We start from the raw sequence: 15695 nt of genomic DNA, 5'->3' as shown, positions 1-15695 counted from the left end.
CCTATTGCCCTCCCTCGACGGGGGCGAGGCGCGCCACCACCTCGTCCTTCTCGAACATGTCGCCCTCGCTTTTCAGCACCGCCACCAGCACGCCGTCGCGGGGCGCCACCAGGGTGGTCTGCAGCTTCATGCTCTCGATGGTGAGCACGGCCTGCCCGCGCGTGACGGCATCGCCCGCCGCCTTGTGGACCTCGACCACCGCACCGGGCATGGGCGCCAGCACCTCGTCCCGGCCGCCGCCGGTGCCGTCCGAACCCTCGAAGGGGTCGACCACCTCCACCGCGTGGGTGCGTCCGTCAATGCGCAGCAGCGCCGTGCCCGTGCCGCCGATGCGGCCATAGGAAACAAGCGCGCCATCGAGGATCAGCGTGCCGAACCCGTCTTCCGCCTGTCCAAGGTCGGAGAGGGTGTGGAGGCGGCCATCAATGCGCACCGTCAGATGCGGGCGGCGCGCGACGATCTCCACCTCGTGGACGTCCTCGCCGAGCTTCAGCTTCAGGGCCATGGGCTCAGTTCCTCCAGGCGCCGATGCTGGCCTGCGGCTCGGGCACGTCGCTCACCAAGGTGCGGAAGGCGCGCTGGCCGAGGGCGGCGACCATGAGCGCGCGGTCCCGCGCGGCCACGTCCAACGGCGGCGCGACAAGGCTTTCGGCATGTTCGGAGACGAAGGCGGTGTGCAGGTCCCCGGCCCGGAAGGCGGGATGGTCGAGCAGGCGGGTGAGATAATCCACATTGGTCTCGACGCCCAGAATGGCCAGCTCCTTGAGCGCCGCGATGGCGCGGTCGATGGCGGCGGCCCGGTCGGGGCCCGACACCACAAGCTTCGCCAGCATGGGATCGAAATCCGCCGTCACCTTCTGGCCTTGGCGCAAGGCATTCTCGAAGCGGATGGCGGGGCCGTCCGGCACGCGCAGAAGACGCACCGCACCGGTGGCGGGCAGGAAGCCGCGCTCGGGCGCCTCGGCGCAGATGCGGCATTCGATGGCATGGCCGTGGACGCGGATCTCCGGCTGCGTCGCCGGCAGGCCGCGCCCGGCGGCGATGTCCACTTGCGCGCGCACCAGGTCGAGCCCCGTAATCATCTCGGTGACGGGATGCTCCACCTGGAGGCGAGTGTTCATCTCCAGGAAGAAGAAGCGCCCGTCGGTGCCCAGAATGAATTCCACTGTCCCGGCATTCTTGTAGCGGGCGGCAGCGGCAAGGCGCACCGCGGCGCCGCAAATCTCTTCCCGCAGAGCTTCGGGCAAGGGGGCGGCGGGGGCCTCCTCGATGATCTTCTGGAAGCGCCGCTGCACCGAGCATTCCCGCTCGAACAGATGGATGGCGCCGCCTGCTCCATCGCCCAGAACCTGCACCTCGATATGGCGCGGGCGCTCCACATAGAGTTCCGCATAGACGCGCCCGTCGCCGAAATAGCGCTGCGCCTCGCTTGAGGCGATGCGGGCCGCCTCGCGCAGGGTGGATGGCTCGCGCACGATGCTCATGCCCTTGCCGCCCCCGCCCGCCGCCGCCTTGATGAGCAAGGGAAAGCCGATGGCCTCGGCCGCGGCGGCGAAGGCGTCGAGATCGCCCGTGGGCATGACGGAGGGCGCCACCGGAACGCCGTGCGCTTCCGCGAACTGCCGGGCGGAAATCTTGTCACCCATGAGGGCGATGGTGTCCGCATCCGGGCCTATGAAGGTGAGCCCGGCTTCCGCCACCTGGCGGGCGAAGGCCGCGTTTTCCGAAAGAAAGCCATAGCCGGGATGGATGGCATCGGCCCCGCTCGCGCGCGCCGCGGCGACGATTTGCGGCCCGTCCAGATGAGCCGCCACGGCGCTGTCACCGATGAGTTCCACCGTCCCGTCGGCACCGGTGACGTGCGGGCCCTCCGCATCCACCCGGTGGAACACCGCGACGCTGGCGATACCCATCGCCCGCAAGGTGCGCTGGATGCGCACCGCGATCTCGCCGCGATTGGCGATGAGGACGCGCCGGATGGGCGCCGCTGCAGGCGCCTGCAAGGGAAGCGCGTCGCGCAACACGGCGGGCTGGCTCATGCGGCATCTCCCGGAACGGTCGTCTCGCCCCAGTGGGCCAGGGGGCCGCCCGGATGGGTCCAGGCGGCGGGCACGGGGACGGGCATGTCGAGAAGGATCTGCGCCAGGGCCTTGCCTTGCGGGTCATAGCGCAAAGAGGCGATGCCCCCGCCGCCGAGCCCTTCATGCAGCAGGATGTTGAAGCCGTTGAGGCCCGGCCATTCAAAGATCTCCACCGGCCCGTGCGCCACATGGGCGAGATGGGCCGCCACCTGCTCCGCCGACAAAGCGTGGCGCAAGATCGGCACGAATTCCGGCCGGCGGGCGAGAAGGCCGATATTGGCGATGTCGCCCTTGTCGCCGGAGCGGCCATGGGCCAGCGCGATCATGGGCACGGGGACGAGGGGGCCGGCGGGCCGTGGCGCCTCGAGGCTTTCGGGTGTGTCCGGGAGAGGCGCCAGGGGAGGCTCCAGGGCAAGCGGCGCGGCAACCGGAATGTCCTGCCTTTGCCCGTCCATCTCGACGGCCACCGGTACGTCCCCCTTGTCCACCAGAAAGGAGAAGAGGCGCACCACAGGTTGCGGCTCGGGGCGCCCGCCGGCAAAGCCGGTAATGCCCTGCGCCATGGCGGTGGCGGCGGGATAGATTTCTCGGGCGAAAATCTCCAGCGCCTCGCGCCGGGGATGGCGCACCGCCACCTTCAGCACCACTTCGCGGGCAGCGACGGCGCGGCTGTGGGCGCCGTAATTCCATTCCCCGCCCAGCACCTCGACGGAGGTCTCGGTGAAGCCCTCATGCCCGGCGGCGCGCATCAGCCGCTCGGCACGGGCGAGGATGGCATGGCCCACGGCCTGCGCCTTCGCCACCGCCTCGCGGCCGGCGATCATCATGGTGCCGGTGGCGCGGAAGCCGTCCGCATGGGTGGCGCTCACCTTGTAGGTGGCGGTCGCCGGGCGGCCTTTGGCGCCGCTCACCCGCACCCGGTCGGGACCGGCCTGCTCCAGGCGCACCTGCGACCAGTCGCAGGTCACATCGGGCAGGAGATAGGCGCGGGGATCGCCCACCTCATAGACCACCTGCTCGGCCACCGTGCGCACATCCACGAGGCCGCCGGTGCCCGCCGGCTTGGTGATCTCGAACGTCCCGTCCGCATGGCATTCCGCGATGGGAAAGCCCATGCGGTCCCAGCCCTGGACGTCCCGCCAATCGGTGAAGACGCCACCTGTAACCTGCGCCCCGCATTCCAGCAGATGACCCGCAAGGCTACCGGCGGAGAGGCGGTCGTGATCCTGCACGCCCCAGCCGAAGGCATGCATCAGCGGGCCGAGCACGAGCGCGGAATCCACGCAGCGCCCGGTGAGCACGATGTCCGCGCCCGCATCGAGCGCGCGGGCGATGGGCAAGGCGCCCAGATAGGCGTTGACGCTGAGGCACGCCTCGGGGAAGGGCCGGCGGGAGAACATTTCCACCACCCCCGCGGCCCGCAGCGCGTCGGCGCGCGGCAGGAGGTCGTCGCCCTTCACCACCGCCACCTTCAGCGCCACGCCCTCCTCCGCGCACACCTTCAGCAAGGCGGCCCGGCAGACCTCAAGGTTCACGCCGCCCGCATTGGTGACCACGCGGATGGACTTGTCGTGGATCTCCCGCGCCAGCGGGCGCATGACGGTGGTGACGAAGTCGGTGGCATAGCCGAGCTCGGGCTTGCGCGCCTTCATGCGGGCGAGGATCGACATGGTGATCTCGGCCAGATAGTCGAGCACGAGATAGTCGATGCCGCCGGCGCGTACCAGCTGGAGGGGGCCCTCCGGCGTGTCCCCCCAGAAGCCGGCGCCGCAGCCGATCCTGACGCGGTCTGTCATGGGGCGATCTGTTATGGGGCGCTCCGTCATGGGGCTCACTCCGCGGTCCATTGGGGCGCGCGCTTTTCGACGAAGGCGGCAAAGCCCTCATGGGCGTCCCGCGTGCGGGCCATGTTGGCGAGCATGAATTGCGCGTATTCCAGCGCCGCATCCGTCGACATCTCCCGCACCTTGGCCAGCGCCTGCTTGCCGAGGCGGATGCCGGTGGGCGACTTGTTGATGATGCGATTGACCAGCCAGTCGGTCTTCCCGTCGAGCTCGGCGGCCGGCACGGCGTAATTGACGATGCGGTCGGCGAGGGCGGCGCGCGCCGTGATGGGCTCGCCCGTGAGACACATTTCCATCAGCACGCGGGCGGGCACCGTGCGCAGCAGCGGCGGCAGGATCATCATGGGGAAGAGGCCGACTCGCACCTCGGTGACGCCGAGAAGCGCATCCTCGCGGGCCACAACCAGGTCGCAGCAGCTTGCGAGCCCGAAGCCACCGGCCAGCGCATGGCCGTTCACCCGCGCGATGAGCGGCAGGCGGCAGGCCTCCATGCGGCGGATGAGGCCAGCCACATAATGGCGAGGATCGGCGGCATCGATGGTGAAGGGGGTGCCCTGGGCATTGGGCTGCAGATCGCCGCCGGCGCAGAAGGCCTTGTCGCCGGCGCCCGTCAGCACCACCGCCCGCACGGAACGATCCGCCTCGGCGCCATCAAGGCCGGCGCAGATGCCTGCAGCCACATCCGCATTCAGCGCGTTTCGCCGTTCTTCCCGGCTGATGACCAATGTCAGGACGGCGCCAGCGCGCACGGTCTTCACAACTTGGCTCACGCGTCTCCCCCATTTTCCTTTTTGGGGCTTTGGCGCCCTTGGTTGCGAGTAACTGATTTCAATTCATCAAGCCTGTCAACTGCAATCTGCGAGGGAAGCAAAAGCCACCCGGACAGGGGGCACAGACAGACGCCTTCGCCTATCAAATCGCACTTCTTTAAGGCGCGTCGACGCCCGTTGACGAATGAAGGGCGCTCTGCCACTTTCATGAAAATAGCTCATTAAGAGACAATCACCGCCCATCAAGGCGGGCGGGCGGGACCAACCCGTCACGGGCAGGGAGGAATAAGAATGACGGCGACCGACACCCTGGCGCAGAGCAACGCCCTGCCCGAGCCCACCTTCGATTTGAGCGAGGAGCAGCGTGCCATCCTCGACCAGGCGGACCGCTTCGGCCGTAACGTGCTTTATGGCTATAGCGAGCGCATGGATGCCGACGAATGGTGGCCGGACGACGCTTTCCCCAAGATCGGCGATGCGGGCTTCTTCGGCATCACCATCCCCGAGGCATATGGCGGCGCGGGGCTCGATTTGACGGCGGCGGGGCTGGTGCTCCAGGGCTTCTCCCGCTGGAACCATGCGCTGGCGCTGAGCTGGGTTGCCCACGACAATCTGTGCGCCAATAACATCTATCGGAACGGCAATGACGCCCAGCGGCGCAAATACCTGCCGGACCTGTGCTCGGGCCGCAAGATCGGCTGCCTCGGCCTCACCGAGCCCGGCGCCGGCTCCGACGCGCTCGGCTCCATGCGCACCACCGCCCGGCGCGAAGGCGACACCTATGTGCTGAACGGCAGTAAAATCTACATCACCAACGGGCCGGTGGCGGACATCCTGCTCGTCTATGCCAAGACCGACCGCGCCAAGGGCGCCCACGGCATTTCGGCCTTCATCGTCGAGAAGGACATGCCCGGCTTCAAGGTGGCGCAGAAGCTCACCAAGATGGGCTATCGCGGCAGCCAGACCGCCGAATTGGTGTTCGAGGACTGCCGCGTGCCGGCGGAAAACCGGGTGGGCGAGGAGAATGCCGGGGTCGCCGTGGTGATGAGCGGCCTCGACCTGGAGCGGGCCATGATCTCGCCCATCTGCCTCGGCGTCGCCGAGCGGGCGCTGGAATTGTCCATCGACTACGCCAAGACCCGCCTGCAATTCGGCAAGCCCATCGGCAGCTTCCAGATGGTGCAGTCGATGATCGCGGACATGTATGTGGCGGTGGAGACCATGCGGGCCTTCACCTACAAGACCCTCGCGGCGGCCGCGCCTCTGGAAATTGGCGGCGGCGGGCGCGGCGACATCCACATGCTCACCGCCGCCTCCGTCATGTATGCAGCGGAGGCCTGCCACCAGGTGCTGGACAAGGCGGTGCAGATCCATGGCGGGTCGGGCTATATCTGGGAATCGGAGATCAACCGCCTGTTCCGCTCCACCAAGCTCCTGGAGATCGGCGCCGGCACCACCGAAGTGCGCAAGCTCATCATTGCCGGCGAGTTGCTCAAGGACCTGAAGCGCCATGGCTGACGAGACAAAGCCCGACGCGCCCCCCGCCTTCGGCCTTGACGACGAGGCCCTGGCGCGACATCCCACCGTGTATGCGCCGGATGCCTTTGCGGGGAAGACGGTACTGGTCTCGGGGGGCGCCGGCGGCATTGGGCGGGCCAGCGCCTGGCTGTTCGGGCGCCTCGGCGCGCGGGTCCTTCTGGCGGGGCGGAGCCTTGAAAAGCTCACCGGGGCCGCGCAGGCCATGGCCGCACATGGGCTCGACGTGGGCTTCCATGCGGTGGACATCCGCGAGCCGGACAGCATCGCCGCCCTGTTCGCCGAGATTTCGGGGCACGGGCCCATCGACATCCTCGTCAACAGTGCCGGCGGCCAGTTTCCCCAGGCGGCCATCGACTTTTCGGTGAAGGGCTGGAACACGGTCATCAACACCAACCTCAACGGCACCTGGCACATGATGCAGGCGGCGGCGCGGGCCTGGCGGGCGGCGCAGCGGCCGGGCAGCATCGTCAACATCGTGGTGGTGACCTCCCACGGCTTGCACGGCGTCGCCCACACCATCGCCGCCCGCTCCGGCGTCATCGGGCTGAGCGAGGCGCTGGCGGTGGAATGGGCGCCGCTCGGCATCCGCATCAATTGCATCGCCCCAGGCGTGATCGAGACCCCCGGCTGGCGGGTCTATGACGCCAAGGCGGTGGCCTCCTATCCCAAGTCCAACCCCATGATGCGCAACGGCTCCACCTGGGAGGTGGCCGAAGCCTGCGCCTATCTCGGCGGCCCCTCCGGCGGCTTCGTCACCGGCGAGGTGCTTCATGTGGCCGGCGGCAGCCAGCTCTGGGGCGAGACCTGGACCATCGAGAAGCCCGACTATTTCAAGGTTTAGAGTGGATTGGCATTTTCGAGCCGAAGCCGCGTGTCGATCCCTTGGAACGTCATGCCCGGGCTTGTCCCGGGCATCCGCGTTTCTCCCTTAAGCCTGCCCTGACGGAGGCCCGTGGATGGCCGGGACAAGCCCGGCCATGACGGCAGCTCTTTTTGAAGAATGTCCAAGTCAGTCTCGACCCGACCTCGTCCTCACGCCAGCCAGCGCTTGCGGCCGCGATAATGCTTCACCGCGTGATAATCCACGCGCTTGCCACCGCCCAGATACGCATCCTGGATGTCGGGATTGGAGGCGAGGACCTCCGCCGTGCCGCTCATGACCACGCGGCCCTGGTCGATGAGATAGGCCGAGCGCACGAGATCGAGCGCGGCCACCGCATTCTGCTCCACCAGCAGCACGGCCACGCCCGCCTCCGCATTGATGCGGCGGACAATGTCGAAAATCTCGTCCACCAGGAAGGGCGCCAGGCCAAGGCTCGGCTCGTCCAGCAGGATGAGCTTGGGCTCGGTCATCAGCGCACGGGCGATGGCCAGCATCTGCTGCTCGCCGCCCGACAGATAGCCCGCCCGCGCCTTGGCCCGCTCGGCAAGTCGGGGGAAGCGCGAAAACATCTCCTCCACCAGGCGCTTCACCTTGGCCCGGTCGGAATGCATGGAGGTGGCGGCGATGAGGTTCTCCTCAGGTGTCAGGTGCTCGAACACACGACGCCCTTCCAGCACATGGACGAGCCCGCGCCGCACCCGCTCCGGTGGATCGAGGGCGAGGATGTCGGCGCCGTCGAACGTCACCTGCCCGCGCGTGACCTGCCCGCGCTCGGCCTTCAGGAGCCCGCTGATGGATTTCAGGACGGTGCTCTTGCCCGCCCCGTTGGCGCCAAGCAGGGCCACGAGGCCGGCCTTGGGCACATCCAGCGAGACGCCTTTGACGGCGAGGAAGACGCCGTCATAGACCACCTCGATATTGTTGAGCGAAAGCAAGGTCATCGCCCTGTCTCCATGGCCGGGAGCGGAGCCGGTGGGGGCGGCGCGCGCCCCCGCGGCAAAATCTGACGGTCTATTTGCCCGACTTCTGGAACTCCGCCGCGCTCTCGCGGATGACCTCCCACACCACGTCCGAATAGGCGGTGAACCAATCCGTGACCGGCACGAACTTGGCGCCGTCCCAGCGCGCGATGCGGGCCTTGCCGCCGCCCTGGTGATCCTCCTTCGTCACGGTGGTGGGCGGAATGAGGCCCTGCGCGTCGAAATTGGTGATGCTGGTCAAGCCCGCATTGAGCCATTCGCCGGAGATCGGGCCCTGCGGCGCCCTGGCGAAGGCCTGGCGCACCCCTTCCACCATGAGGGAGGCGAGCATGACGCCGTAATTGTAGTAGGCGGTGCCCACTTTCTCGGTGGGGCCGGCGCCCTTGCCGGGCTCCACCACCTCTTTCAGGATCTCTTGGATGAGCTTGGGCGCGCGGCCGGAGGCGCAGGGCTCGATCTTCAGCACGCCTGCCGCTTGGCTGCGGCCGACCACATCCATGTCGGATTCCGACAGCCATACGCTGGAGGACACCTTGTTGAGCGGCAGGCCATTGCGGATCACCTCGGTGAGCGCCACCGTCTGCCCCACCCCCGCGCCCCAGAACACGATCCAATCGGGCCGCGCCCGGCGGACCTGCGGCCAGATGGCGGACTGGTCGTTGCCGGGGGGCGTATAGGGGAAGGTGGAGAGCTCGAAGCCCAGCTTCTCCTGCAGGCGCTTCAGAACCGGCAGCGGCTCCTTGCCGAAGGGCGTGTCAATGTGCACGAAGCAGATCTTCTTGCCCTTCAAGTCTCCCGATTGCTGGCGGAAATAATCCACCAGCAACGCGATCTGCGTCCAGTAATTGGGCGAGAGCGGAAAGACATAGGGAAAGACGGTGCCATCGGCCGCGTCGCTGCGCCCCGAAAAGGCGGTAATGAGGTTGATCTTGTCGGCGAGCGCGCGCGGGGTCAGCGCTCGCGCAACGGGCGTGGAGAGCGGGTCCACCAGCACCGCGCCCTGGCTTTTTGCCCGCTCGAACGCCTCGATGGCACGCGGCAGGTCATTGCCATGGTCGGAGACATCGGCGGCGATGGTATAGCCATTGATGCCGCCGCGGGCATTGACGAGGCTGATGTAATCACGCTGGCCCTGATTGTATTCGGATGTCACGAACGTATAGATTTTCGTGAAATCCTGCGGCATGGAGAAGCGGATCACCTTCTCCTGGGCGGCGGCCGGATCGATGCGGAACTGGGCGGCCAATGCGGCCGCCGCGGCACTGGTCAGCAAGGTGCGGCGTGTGACGGACATGGTTTCCTCCCCGTTTCATCCTCGCCCGGGCGGCTTTTGCCGTCTCCGGTCCTCGCCCGCCCCGCTGGGGGGCGGCGTTATCGGGCATGGCGGAAGGGCCACACCAGAAAGTAATTGCGCGTATTGTTGTAGATCTTTGCGAGGCCCAGCGGCTCCCACAGAAGGAAGCCCATGATCATGGCGCCATAGAGCATCAGCGGCAGGTGGGCGCGCAGGTCGGCGGAAATGGGCAGGCCTGCAAGATCGGCAATGAGCCCCACCAGATGGTTCAGCACGATGGGCGCGAACAGGATCAAGGCGGCGCCGAAGAAGGAGCCGAGCACGCTGCCAAGCCCGCCCACGATCACCATGGCCACCAATTGGATGGACAGGTCGATATGGAACTGGTCCGGCGAAATGGCCCGATAATAGCTCACCGCCAGCACGCATCCGACCACCCCGCCGATGAAGGACGAGACCCAGAAGGCCAGGAGCTTGAAGCGGAAGGAATCCACCCCGATCACCGCCGCCGCATAATCCTTCTCGCGCACGGCAGCGAGCGCACGGCCGAAGCTGGTGCGCTTCACGTTCAGGAGGAACAGCGTCACCACCACGCACACCCCGAGCGCGAAATAATAGGCTGCCGCATCGCTGGAGAGCGGCACGCCCAGGAAGCGCACCGGCGGCACCTGGAGCGTGGCCTGCGTCCCGCCGCTGATGATCTCGAAATGGCTGATGATGAAGTCCACCATATATTGCATGGCGAGCGTCGCCATGGCCAAGTAGAGCCCCTTCACCCGCAGCGCCGCCGCACCGAACAGGCAACCCACAATGGCGCTCGCAAGCCCCCCGCCCAGCATGGCGATTTCCAGCGGAATGCCGGCGCGCAGCATGTGCACCGAGGCATAGGCGCCGATGCCGATCACCGCCCCATAGCCCAGATGCACCTGCCCTGCCCCGCCCATCAGCAGGTTGAGGCCGAGGGCGGCGGTGGACCAGATGATCCAGGGCAGGAGATAGGTGACGAGATAAAGGCGCTCGAACAGAAAGGGCGCCACCACCAGCACGAGACAGACACAGCCCACGAGGCCGCGATCAAACGCGAACGGCCAGAGCTGCCGCTCATCCTGGTAGCGGGTGTGGAGAAGGCCGGCGCGGCGATAGAACATCAGACCCTCTCGATATGCTCGCGGCCAAACAGGCCGTGGGGGCGCAGCAGCAAGGTCACAAGGATGATGGTGGAAGCCACCACATCGCGGGTGCCGCCGCCCACGATGGGGTCGAGGAAGCCGGTGGCCAGGCTCTCCGCAAGGCCCACCAGGACGCCGGCAATAAGCACGCCGGGAATGGAATCCAGCCCGCCCAGAATGGCGATGGCCAGCGCCTTGATGAGCAGCAGCGACAGCGACCAGTCGACCCCCTGTGTCGCCCCCCACAGCACGCCCGCCGTGGTGGCCATCACCGCCGACAGACCCCAGGCGATGGCGATGGCCCGCTCCACCCGGATGCCCACCGACCAGGAGGCCGTCTGGTCGTCTGAGACCGCGCGCATGAGGATGCCCAGGCGCGAATTGAAGAAGACGATGGCCAGCGCCACCAGGCCCAACGAGATCAGCCCGCCCACCATGGTCGCACGGTTGATGAGGATGTCGCCCAAAAAGAGAGGATCGTTGGGGATGCCCACGTCCAGCTTCTTCACCGCCGCCCCGAATATGCCCGGCAGCACCCCGCGCAGCATGATTTCCATGCCGATAGTGAGCATGATGACCATGATGACCGGCTGGCCGATCATCCGCCGCAGCGCCAGGCGCTCGGTCAGGATGCCGGCGCCGAACATCACCACGAGGCCGAGCGGAATGGCCAGCCACATGGGCGCGCCCATCTGGGCGGAAATGGCCCAGATCACATAGGCGCCCATCATGGCCAGCGCGCCCTGGGCGAGGTTGGCGATGCCAGAGGTCTTGTAGATCAGCACCAGCCCGGCCGCGACCAGGGCATACATGAGGCCCACGAACACGCCGTTGACCGAAAGCTCCAGGATGAGCGACATGTCCATGGCTCAGACCTTCCAGATGCGCAGGTCGCGCCGCAGCGTCCCGCGCCGGCCGCCGTCATAGGAAACCGCGGCATCGAAGGCGACGCGCTCCGACCCGTCATAGAGCGCGTCGGCGAGCACGGCATAATTGGCCTCGATCACGTTGCGCCGCAGCTTGCGGGTGCGCGTGACCTCGCCGTCATCGGCATCGAAATCCTTGTGCAGATTGACGAACCTGCGGATCCGTAGGGCCTCCGGCTGGGTGGCGTTCACCCCGGCGACGATCCCGGCCACGAGCTTGTAGACCTCCTCCTTCTGGGACAGCTCCGCATAGGAGGCATAGGAGATGGCTCGCTGTTCGGCCCAGTGGCCCACCGCGTCATAATCGATGCAGATGATGGCGGTCAGGTCCGCCCGCCCGGCGCCGAAGACCGCCACATTGCGCAGGAAAGACGAGAATTTGAGCCGGTTCTCGATGAAGTTGGGGATGAAGCGCTCACCCGCAGCGGTGCGCACCACTTCGCTCACGCGGCCGAGTACAACGAGGCTGCCATCCGTCTCCAGATAGCCCGCATCGCCCGTGCGCAGCCAGCCCTCGCACAGCGCCTTCTGCGTGGCGGCGGGATCGTCCAGATAGCCGTCGAAGACGGAGCCGGAGCGGATGAGGATCTCGCCCGTCTCGTCGATCTTCACCTCGACGCCCGGCAAGGCGGGCCCCACGGTGTGGCCGCTCACATTGCCCTCGCCCTGCGCGGCGGAAAGGGCGCAGGTCTCGGTCTGGCCGTAGAACTGCTTCAGCTTGATGCCCAATGCCCGGAAGAAGAGGAAGGTCTCATCCCCCATGGCTTCGCCGCCGGTAAAGGCACGCTCGGCCCGCGAGAGGCCGAGATAATCCTTGATGGGGCCATAGATGACGAACTCGCCGATGCGCGCGGTGATCCGCTCACCGAGGGTGAGCGCCTCGCCCGCCATGCGCTTGCGCTCGGCGGCAATGGCGCGGGGCATGAAATGGTTGAACAGGCGCCGCTTGAGGGGCGTGGAATCGGCCATGCCCACTTGCACCCGGGTGAGCATGTTGTCCCACGCGCGGGGCGCCGCGAGATAGAAGGTGGGCGCCACTTCGCGCAGATCGTGGAGGGCGGTTTCCTGGCGCTCCGGCACATTGATGGTGGCCTGCAGCAGGAGGCCCGCGCCCACCGTGAAGACGAAGTCTCCCACCCAGGCGGTGGGCAGATACGCGAACAATTGCTCGTGGCGACGGAAATAGCCGCCCGCCTGCGCGCTCGCCACCCCCGACACGATGTTGCGGTGGCGCAGCGGAATGCCCTTGGGCGCCCCGGTGGTGCCGGAGGAATGGAGGAGCACGGTGATGTCGTCCGGCCCGGCGCGGCAGATGAGGTCCCCCTTCAGGCCCGGCTCGCGCGCGAGCCGGGCGCGGCCTTGGGCGATCACGTCGTCGAGGGAGACGATGCCCTCGGCCTGATAGGCGGAGATGCCGCGCCGGTCATCATAGATGATGCGTTCCGGCCGGCCGGTGCGGGCGCGCACCTCGATCAGCTTGTCCACCTGCTCCTGGTCTTCGGCGAGCGCCAGGCGGGGCGCGCCGAAGCGCATATAGGTGGGGAATTCGTCCACAGGCACATCGGGAAAGACGGGGGCTGGAAAGGCGCACAGCATGTTGGCGGCCACCATGGCGAAATAGAGCCGCACCCGATTGTCGCCCACCACGGTGAAGGCATCGCCCGGCCCAAGGCCCAGCTCTTCCAGGCCCGCCGCCAAGGCGAGGATCTCGCCAAGCGCCCGCTCCCAACTCCATTCCTGCCAGACGCCGAAGTCGCGCTCGCGAAAGCCGATGCGGCGGGGCTCCTCAGCGGCGTTGCGGGCCACGGCGGCCACCAGCGTCGCCGGGTTTCCGTCCGCGGTGCGGGGCCATTGGGCCATCCGCGTGGCCTCGATCCCGGCGCTCACGCCGCCACCCCCGCATGGCGCGCGGCGGCGCGCTCACCCAGATAGGCCTTCACCACCTGGGGCTGGGAAATGGCCGCATTGGGCTCGCCCCGCGCAATCACCTCGCCATAGCAGAGCACCACCACCTCGTCGCAGATGGCGGTTACCACGTCCATGTGGTGCTCGATGATGAAGATGGTGACGTCGCGCTCGTCGCGGGCATCCAGGATGAAGCGGGCGATATATTCCTTCTCTTCCTGGTTCATGCCGGCCATGGGCTCGTCCAGGATGAGGAAGCGCGGCTCGGCCACCAGCGCGCGGGCCAGCTCCACCCGCTTCTGGAGGCCCATGGGGATCACCTCCACCGGCTCGTCGCGAATGTCCTGGAGCTGCATGAAGTCGATGATTTCTTCCACCATCCGGCGGTGCGCCAGTTCCTCGCGCTCGGCCCAGGCCCAGTAGAAAAAGGTGGCGAGCGCGCTCGGGCGCATGTGCACGTGGCGCCCCAGCAGGATGTTGTCCAGCACGCTCATACCCTTGAAGAGTGCGAGATTCTGGAAGGTGCGGGCCACTCCGCGCCGGGCCACCTTGTGGGGCGCAACACCTGTGATGTCGGCGCCGAACAGTTCCACCCGCCCGCCATTGGGCGGGTAGAAGCCGGTCATCACATTGACCATGGTGGTCTTGCCGGACCCGTTCGGCCCCACGAGACCGAAGATTTGGCCGCGCCGCACCTCAAGGTCGACGCCCTTCAGCGCCCTGAGACCTCCAAAGGAGCGCTCAATGCCGCGGCAGGACAAGACGATGTCCGGAGCGCCATCACGTTGAGGCGGCGCAGGACGCACCGATGGCGCGCTGACAGACGTCAAGGCAAACCCTCCCCACTGTTGCAGACCGCTGTGGCAAGGGGTCTGCTGACGGCTTTTGTCCGTCTTTTGCGGTTATTGAACATAATTCATTATAGCGTGTCAAGCGAGCCAGATGGCGCGCAGAAAGCCTGTCGCATCTCCTTCTTATGCGCTATTTTCCTCAGTCATCAGAAAATGAATGAACTTCATGAACGCACCTGCGAAGAACCCGAAAGCGGTGCAACAGGGAGGGGGAGATGAGACACGAGGATGCGCTCTATGACGCCCGCGACGGGGTGCCCGAGGCGCGCCGCCAGGCGGCCCTCCTGGCACGCATCGCCGCTGTTCTGAAGCTCACCGAGACGGAGCGGGCGGGGTTCGACATGGTCGCCTTGCGTGCCCTGCCCCTGCTGCGCAAGTCCGACCTGCCGGCCCTTCAGGCCGCCCTGCCGCCCTTCGGCGACCTCGTGCACCAGGAGCCGGGGCGGTTTGCCCGGTTGTTCCTGTCCCCAGGGCCTATCTGCGAACCGCAACTCCCCGCGCCCGACGGCTCCAATGCCGCCCGGGCCTTGCATGCGGCAGGCTTCCGCGCCGGGCAGATCGTCCTGAACACGTTCAATTATCACCTCACCCCCGGCGGCTTTCTCATGGACGAAGCCGCCCGGGCGCTCGGCTGCGCCGTCATCCCCGCCGGCGGGGCCGGCACCGAGCAGATGCTCCAGGTGCTCGCCCGTTATCGCCCCGAAGCTTATGCGGGCACGGCCGATCATCTCAACATCATCGCCCGCGCCGCCGATGCCGCCGGCCTCCCCTTCCCCATCACCCGTGCGGTCGTGTCGGGCGCAGCGGTTCCCGCCTCGCTGCGCGCGGCGTTCCGGGATCGGGGCGTCGCCCTGTTCGAGCTTTACGGCACGGCGGAGCTGGGCATCGTCGGTTATGAGAGCGCGGAGGGCTCTGGCTTCGTGGTGAACGAGGACCTGCTGGTGGAAATCGTCGACCCGGCGACAGGCTTACCCTGCGAAGACGGCACCGCCGGGGAACTGGTGGTGAGCCGGCCCGATCCCCTCTATCCGCTTATCCGCTTCGCCACCGGCGACCTTTCCGCCCTGGCCCCGCCCCCCGCCGGCAGCCCCCGCACCGCCCCGCGCCTGAAGGGGTGGCTCGGGCGGGTGGACGACACGGTGAAGGTGAAGGGCATGTTCGTGCATCCCGCCCAGGTGCGGGAGATCGGGCAGGCGCACCCGGAGGTGGGGCGCCTGCGCTTCGTCGTCTCGCGGGCCGACGAGCGGGACGTGCTAACGCTGGAGGCGGAGGTGGACCAAGACGCGGGCGCTGACCTGGCAACCCGGCTTGCCGCGACGCTCCGCGCCGTCACCCGCCTCGGCGGAACCGTGCGCCTGATGCCGCAAGGCACCTTGCCGACGGATGGGAAGCCCATCGTCGATGCCCGGCGCTATGACTGAGGCGGGTGGTTGGCCTTTGCCGGCCGCTCGCC

The 15695-nt window shown here is 67.4% G+C and carries 13 protein-coding genes; 3 read left to right on the top strand and 10 right to left on the bottom strand.

Annotation, left to right across the window (positions count from 1 at the left end):
• Position 1 precedes the first annotated feature (1 nt).
• The 4 genes from J5J86_RS01195 to J5J86_RS01180 are packed head-to-tail and all read right to left on the bottom strand — an operon-like array spanning position 2 to position 4695.
• Entirely contained in the window at positions 2 to 505 is a 504-nt protein-coding gene (locus tag J5J86_RS01195; protein WP_209103089.1) for an acetyl-CoA carboxylase biotin carboxyl carrier protein subunit, read from the bottom strand.
• Positions 506 to 509: 4 nt separating this feature from the next.
• On the bottom strand, positions 510 to 2039 hold the full coding sequence (locus J5J86_RS01190; RefSeq protein WP_247657887.1) for an acetyl-CoA carboxylase biotin carboxylase subunit: 1530 nt from the start codon (positions 2037 to 2039) through the stop codon (positions 510 to 512).
• Positions 2036 to 3877, bottom strand: coding sequence for an acyclic terpene utilization AtuA family protein (locus J5J86_RS01185; protein ID WP_209103088.1), 1842 nt, complete (start codon positions 3875 to 3877; stop codon positions 2036 to 2038). Before J5J86_RS01185 ends, J5J86_RS01190 begins: the two co-directional genes overlap by 4 nt.
• A gap of 35 nt (positions 3878 to 3912) precedes the next feature.
• Positions 3913 to 4695 (bottom strand): enoyl-CoA hydratase-related protein, encoded by a 783-nt coding sequence (locus J5J86_RS01180; RefSeq protein WP_209103087.1) that lies wholly within the window; start codon positions 4693 to 4695, stop codon positions 3913 to 3915.
• A 291-nt stretch (positions 4696 to 4986) separates the two neighbouring features.
• Here J5J86_RS01180 and J5J86_RS01175 point away from each other — a divergent pair, with 291 nt between their 5' ends.
• Both J5J86_RS01175 and J5J86_RS01170 read left to right on the top strand, forming a co-directional pair.
• Positions 4987 to 6213 carry an acyl-CoA dehydrogenase family protein gene (locus J5J86_RS01175; RefSeq protein WP_209103086.1) on the top strand — a complete coding sequence of 409 codons (1227 nt, stop codon included), beginning with the start codon at positions 4987 to 4989 and terminating at the stop codon, positions 6211 to 6213.
• Entirely contained in the window at positions 6206 to 7075 is an 870-nt protein-coding gene (locus J5J86_RS01170; RefSeq protein ID WP_209103085.1) for an SDR family oxidoreductase, read from the top strand. The genes J5J86_RS01175 and J5J86_RS01170 overlap by 8 nt, the downstream gene beginning before the upstream one ends.
• 191 nt (positions 7076 to 7266) lie before the next feature.
• Here the strand turns inward: J5J86_RS01170 and J5J86_RS01165 are convergent, their stop codons facing one another.
• The 6 genes from J5J86_RS01165 to J5J86_RS01140 all read right to left on the bottom strand — a co-directional run bounded on the left by J5J86_RS01165 (position 7267) and on the right by J5J86_RS01140 (position 14152).
• Positions 7267 to 8058, bottom strand: coding sequence for an ABC transporter ATP-binding protein (locus J5J86_RS01165; protein WP_209103084.1), 792 nt, complete (start codon positions 8056 to 8058; stop codon positions 7267 to 7269).
• Positions 8059 to 8128: 70 nt separating this feature from the next.
• Complete coding sequence (locus tag J5J86_RS01160) at positions 8129 to 9391, bottom strand: ABC transporter substrate-binding protein (RefSeq protein WP_209103083.1); 1263 nt, start codon at positions 9389 to 9391, stop codon at positions 8129 to 8131.
• Between the two features lie 77 nt (positions 9392 to 9468).
• Positions 9469 to 10539, bottom strand: a complete 1071-nt coding sequence (locus tag J5J86_RS01155; protein ID WP_209103082.1) for a branched-chain amino acid ABC transporter permease — start codon at positions 10537 to 10539, stop codon at positions 9469 to 9471.
• Complete coding sequence (locus J5J86_RS01150; protein ID WP_247657872.1) at positions 10539 to 11426, bottom strand: branched-chain amino acid ABC transporter permease; 888 nt, start codon at positions 11424 to 11426, stop codon at positions 10539 to 10541. Before J5J86_RS01150 ends, J5J86_RS01155 begins: the two co-directional genes overlap by 1 nt.
• A 3-nt stretch (positions 11427 to 11429) precedes the next feature.
• Positions 11430 to 13346, bottom strand: a complete 1917-nt coding sequence (locus J5J86_RS01145; protein ID WP_209103081.1) for an AMP-binding protein — start codon at positions 13344 to 13346, stop codon at positions 11430 to 11432.
• Positions 13347 to 13369: 23 nt separating this feature from the next.
• Positions 13370 to 14152: an ABC transporter ATP-binding protein gene (locus J5J86_RS01140; protein WP_209103080.1), complete on the bottom strand. Its 783-nt coding sequence runs from the start codon at positions 14150 to 14152 to the stop codon at positions 13370 to 13372.
• Positions 14153 to 14457: 305 nt separating this feature from the next.
• Here J5J86_RS01140 and J5J86_RS01135 point away from each other — a divergent pair, with 305 nt between their 5' ends.
• Positions 14458 to 15663, top strand: coding sequence for a phenylacetate--CoA ligase family protein (locus tag J5J86_RS01135; RefSeq protein WP_209103079.1), 1206 nt, complete (start codon positions 14458 to 14460; stop codon positions 15661 to 15663).
• Positions 15664 to 15695: the final 32 nt, after the last annotated feature.

The sequence above is a fragment of the Aquabacter sp. L1I39 genome, from assembly GCF_017742835.1.
GTDB lineage: Bacteria > Pseudomonadota > Alphaproteobacteria > Rhizobiales > Xanthobacteraceae > L1I39.
Note: the sequence above shows the minus strand (reverse complement) of the source record. Positions and strands in the feature narration are given on the sequence as shown.

Excerpts from the sequence above, each read along its gene's own strand:
- J5J86_RS01135 (WP_209103079.1), top strand. The coding sequence starts at position 14,458 with ATGAGACACGAGGATGCGCTCTATGACGCCCGCGACGGGGTGCCCGAG.
- J5J86_RS01170 (WP_209103085.1), top strand. The coding sequence starts at position 6,206 with ATGGCTGACGAGACAAAGCCCGACGCGCCCCCCGCCTTCGGCCTTGAC.
- J5J86_RS01185 (WP_209103088.1), bottom strand. The coding sequence starts at position 3,877 with ATGACAGACCGCGTCAGGATCGGCTGCGGCGCCGGCTTCTGGGGGGAC.
- J5J86_RS01175 (WP_209103086.1), top strand. The coding sequence starts at position 4,987 with ATGACGGCGACCGACACCCTGGCGCAGAGCAACGCCCTGCCCGAGCCC.
- J5J86_RS01195 (WP_209103089.1), bottom strand. The coding sequence starts at position 505 with ATGGCCCTGAAGCTGAAGCTCGGCGAGGACGTCCACGAGGTGGAGATC.
- J5J86_RS01155 (WP_209103082.1), bottom strand. The coding sequence starts at position 10,539 with ATGTTCTATCGCCGCGCCGGCCTTCTCCACACCCGCTACCAGGATGAG.
- J5J86_RS01160 (WP_209103083.1), bottom strand. The coding sequence starts at position 9,391 with ATGTCCGTCACACGCCGCACCTTGCTGACCAGTGCCGCGGCGGCCGCA.
- J5J86_RS01150 (WP_247657872.1), bottom strand. The coding sequence starts at position 11,426 with ATGGACATGTCGCTCATCCTGGAGCTTTCGGTCAACGGCGTGTTCGTG.
- J5J86_RS01190 (WP_247657887.1), bottom strand. The coding sequence starts at position 2,039 with ATGAGCCAGCCCGCCGTGTTGCGCGACGCGCTTCCCTTGCAGGCGCCT.
- J5J86_RS01145 (WP_209103081.1), bottom strand. The coding sequence starts at position 13,346 with ATGGCCCAATGGCCCCGCACCGCGGACGGAAACCCGGCGACGCTGGTG.
- J5J86_RS01165 (WP_209103084.1), bottom strand. The coding sequence starts at position 8,058 with ATGACCTTGCTTTCGCTCAACAATATCGAGGTGGTCTATGACGGCGTC.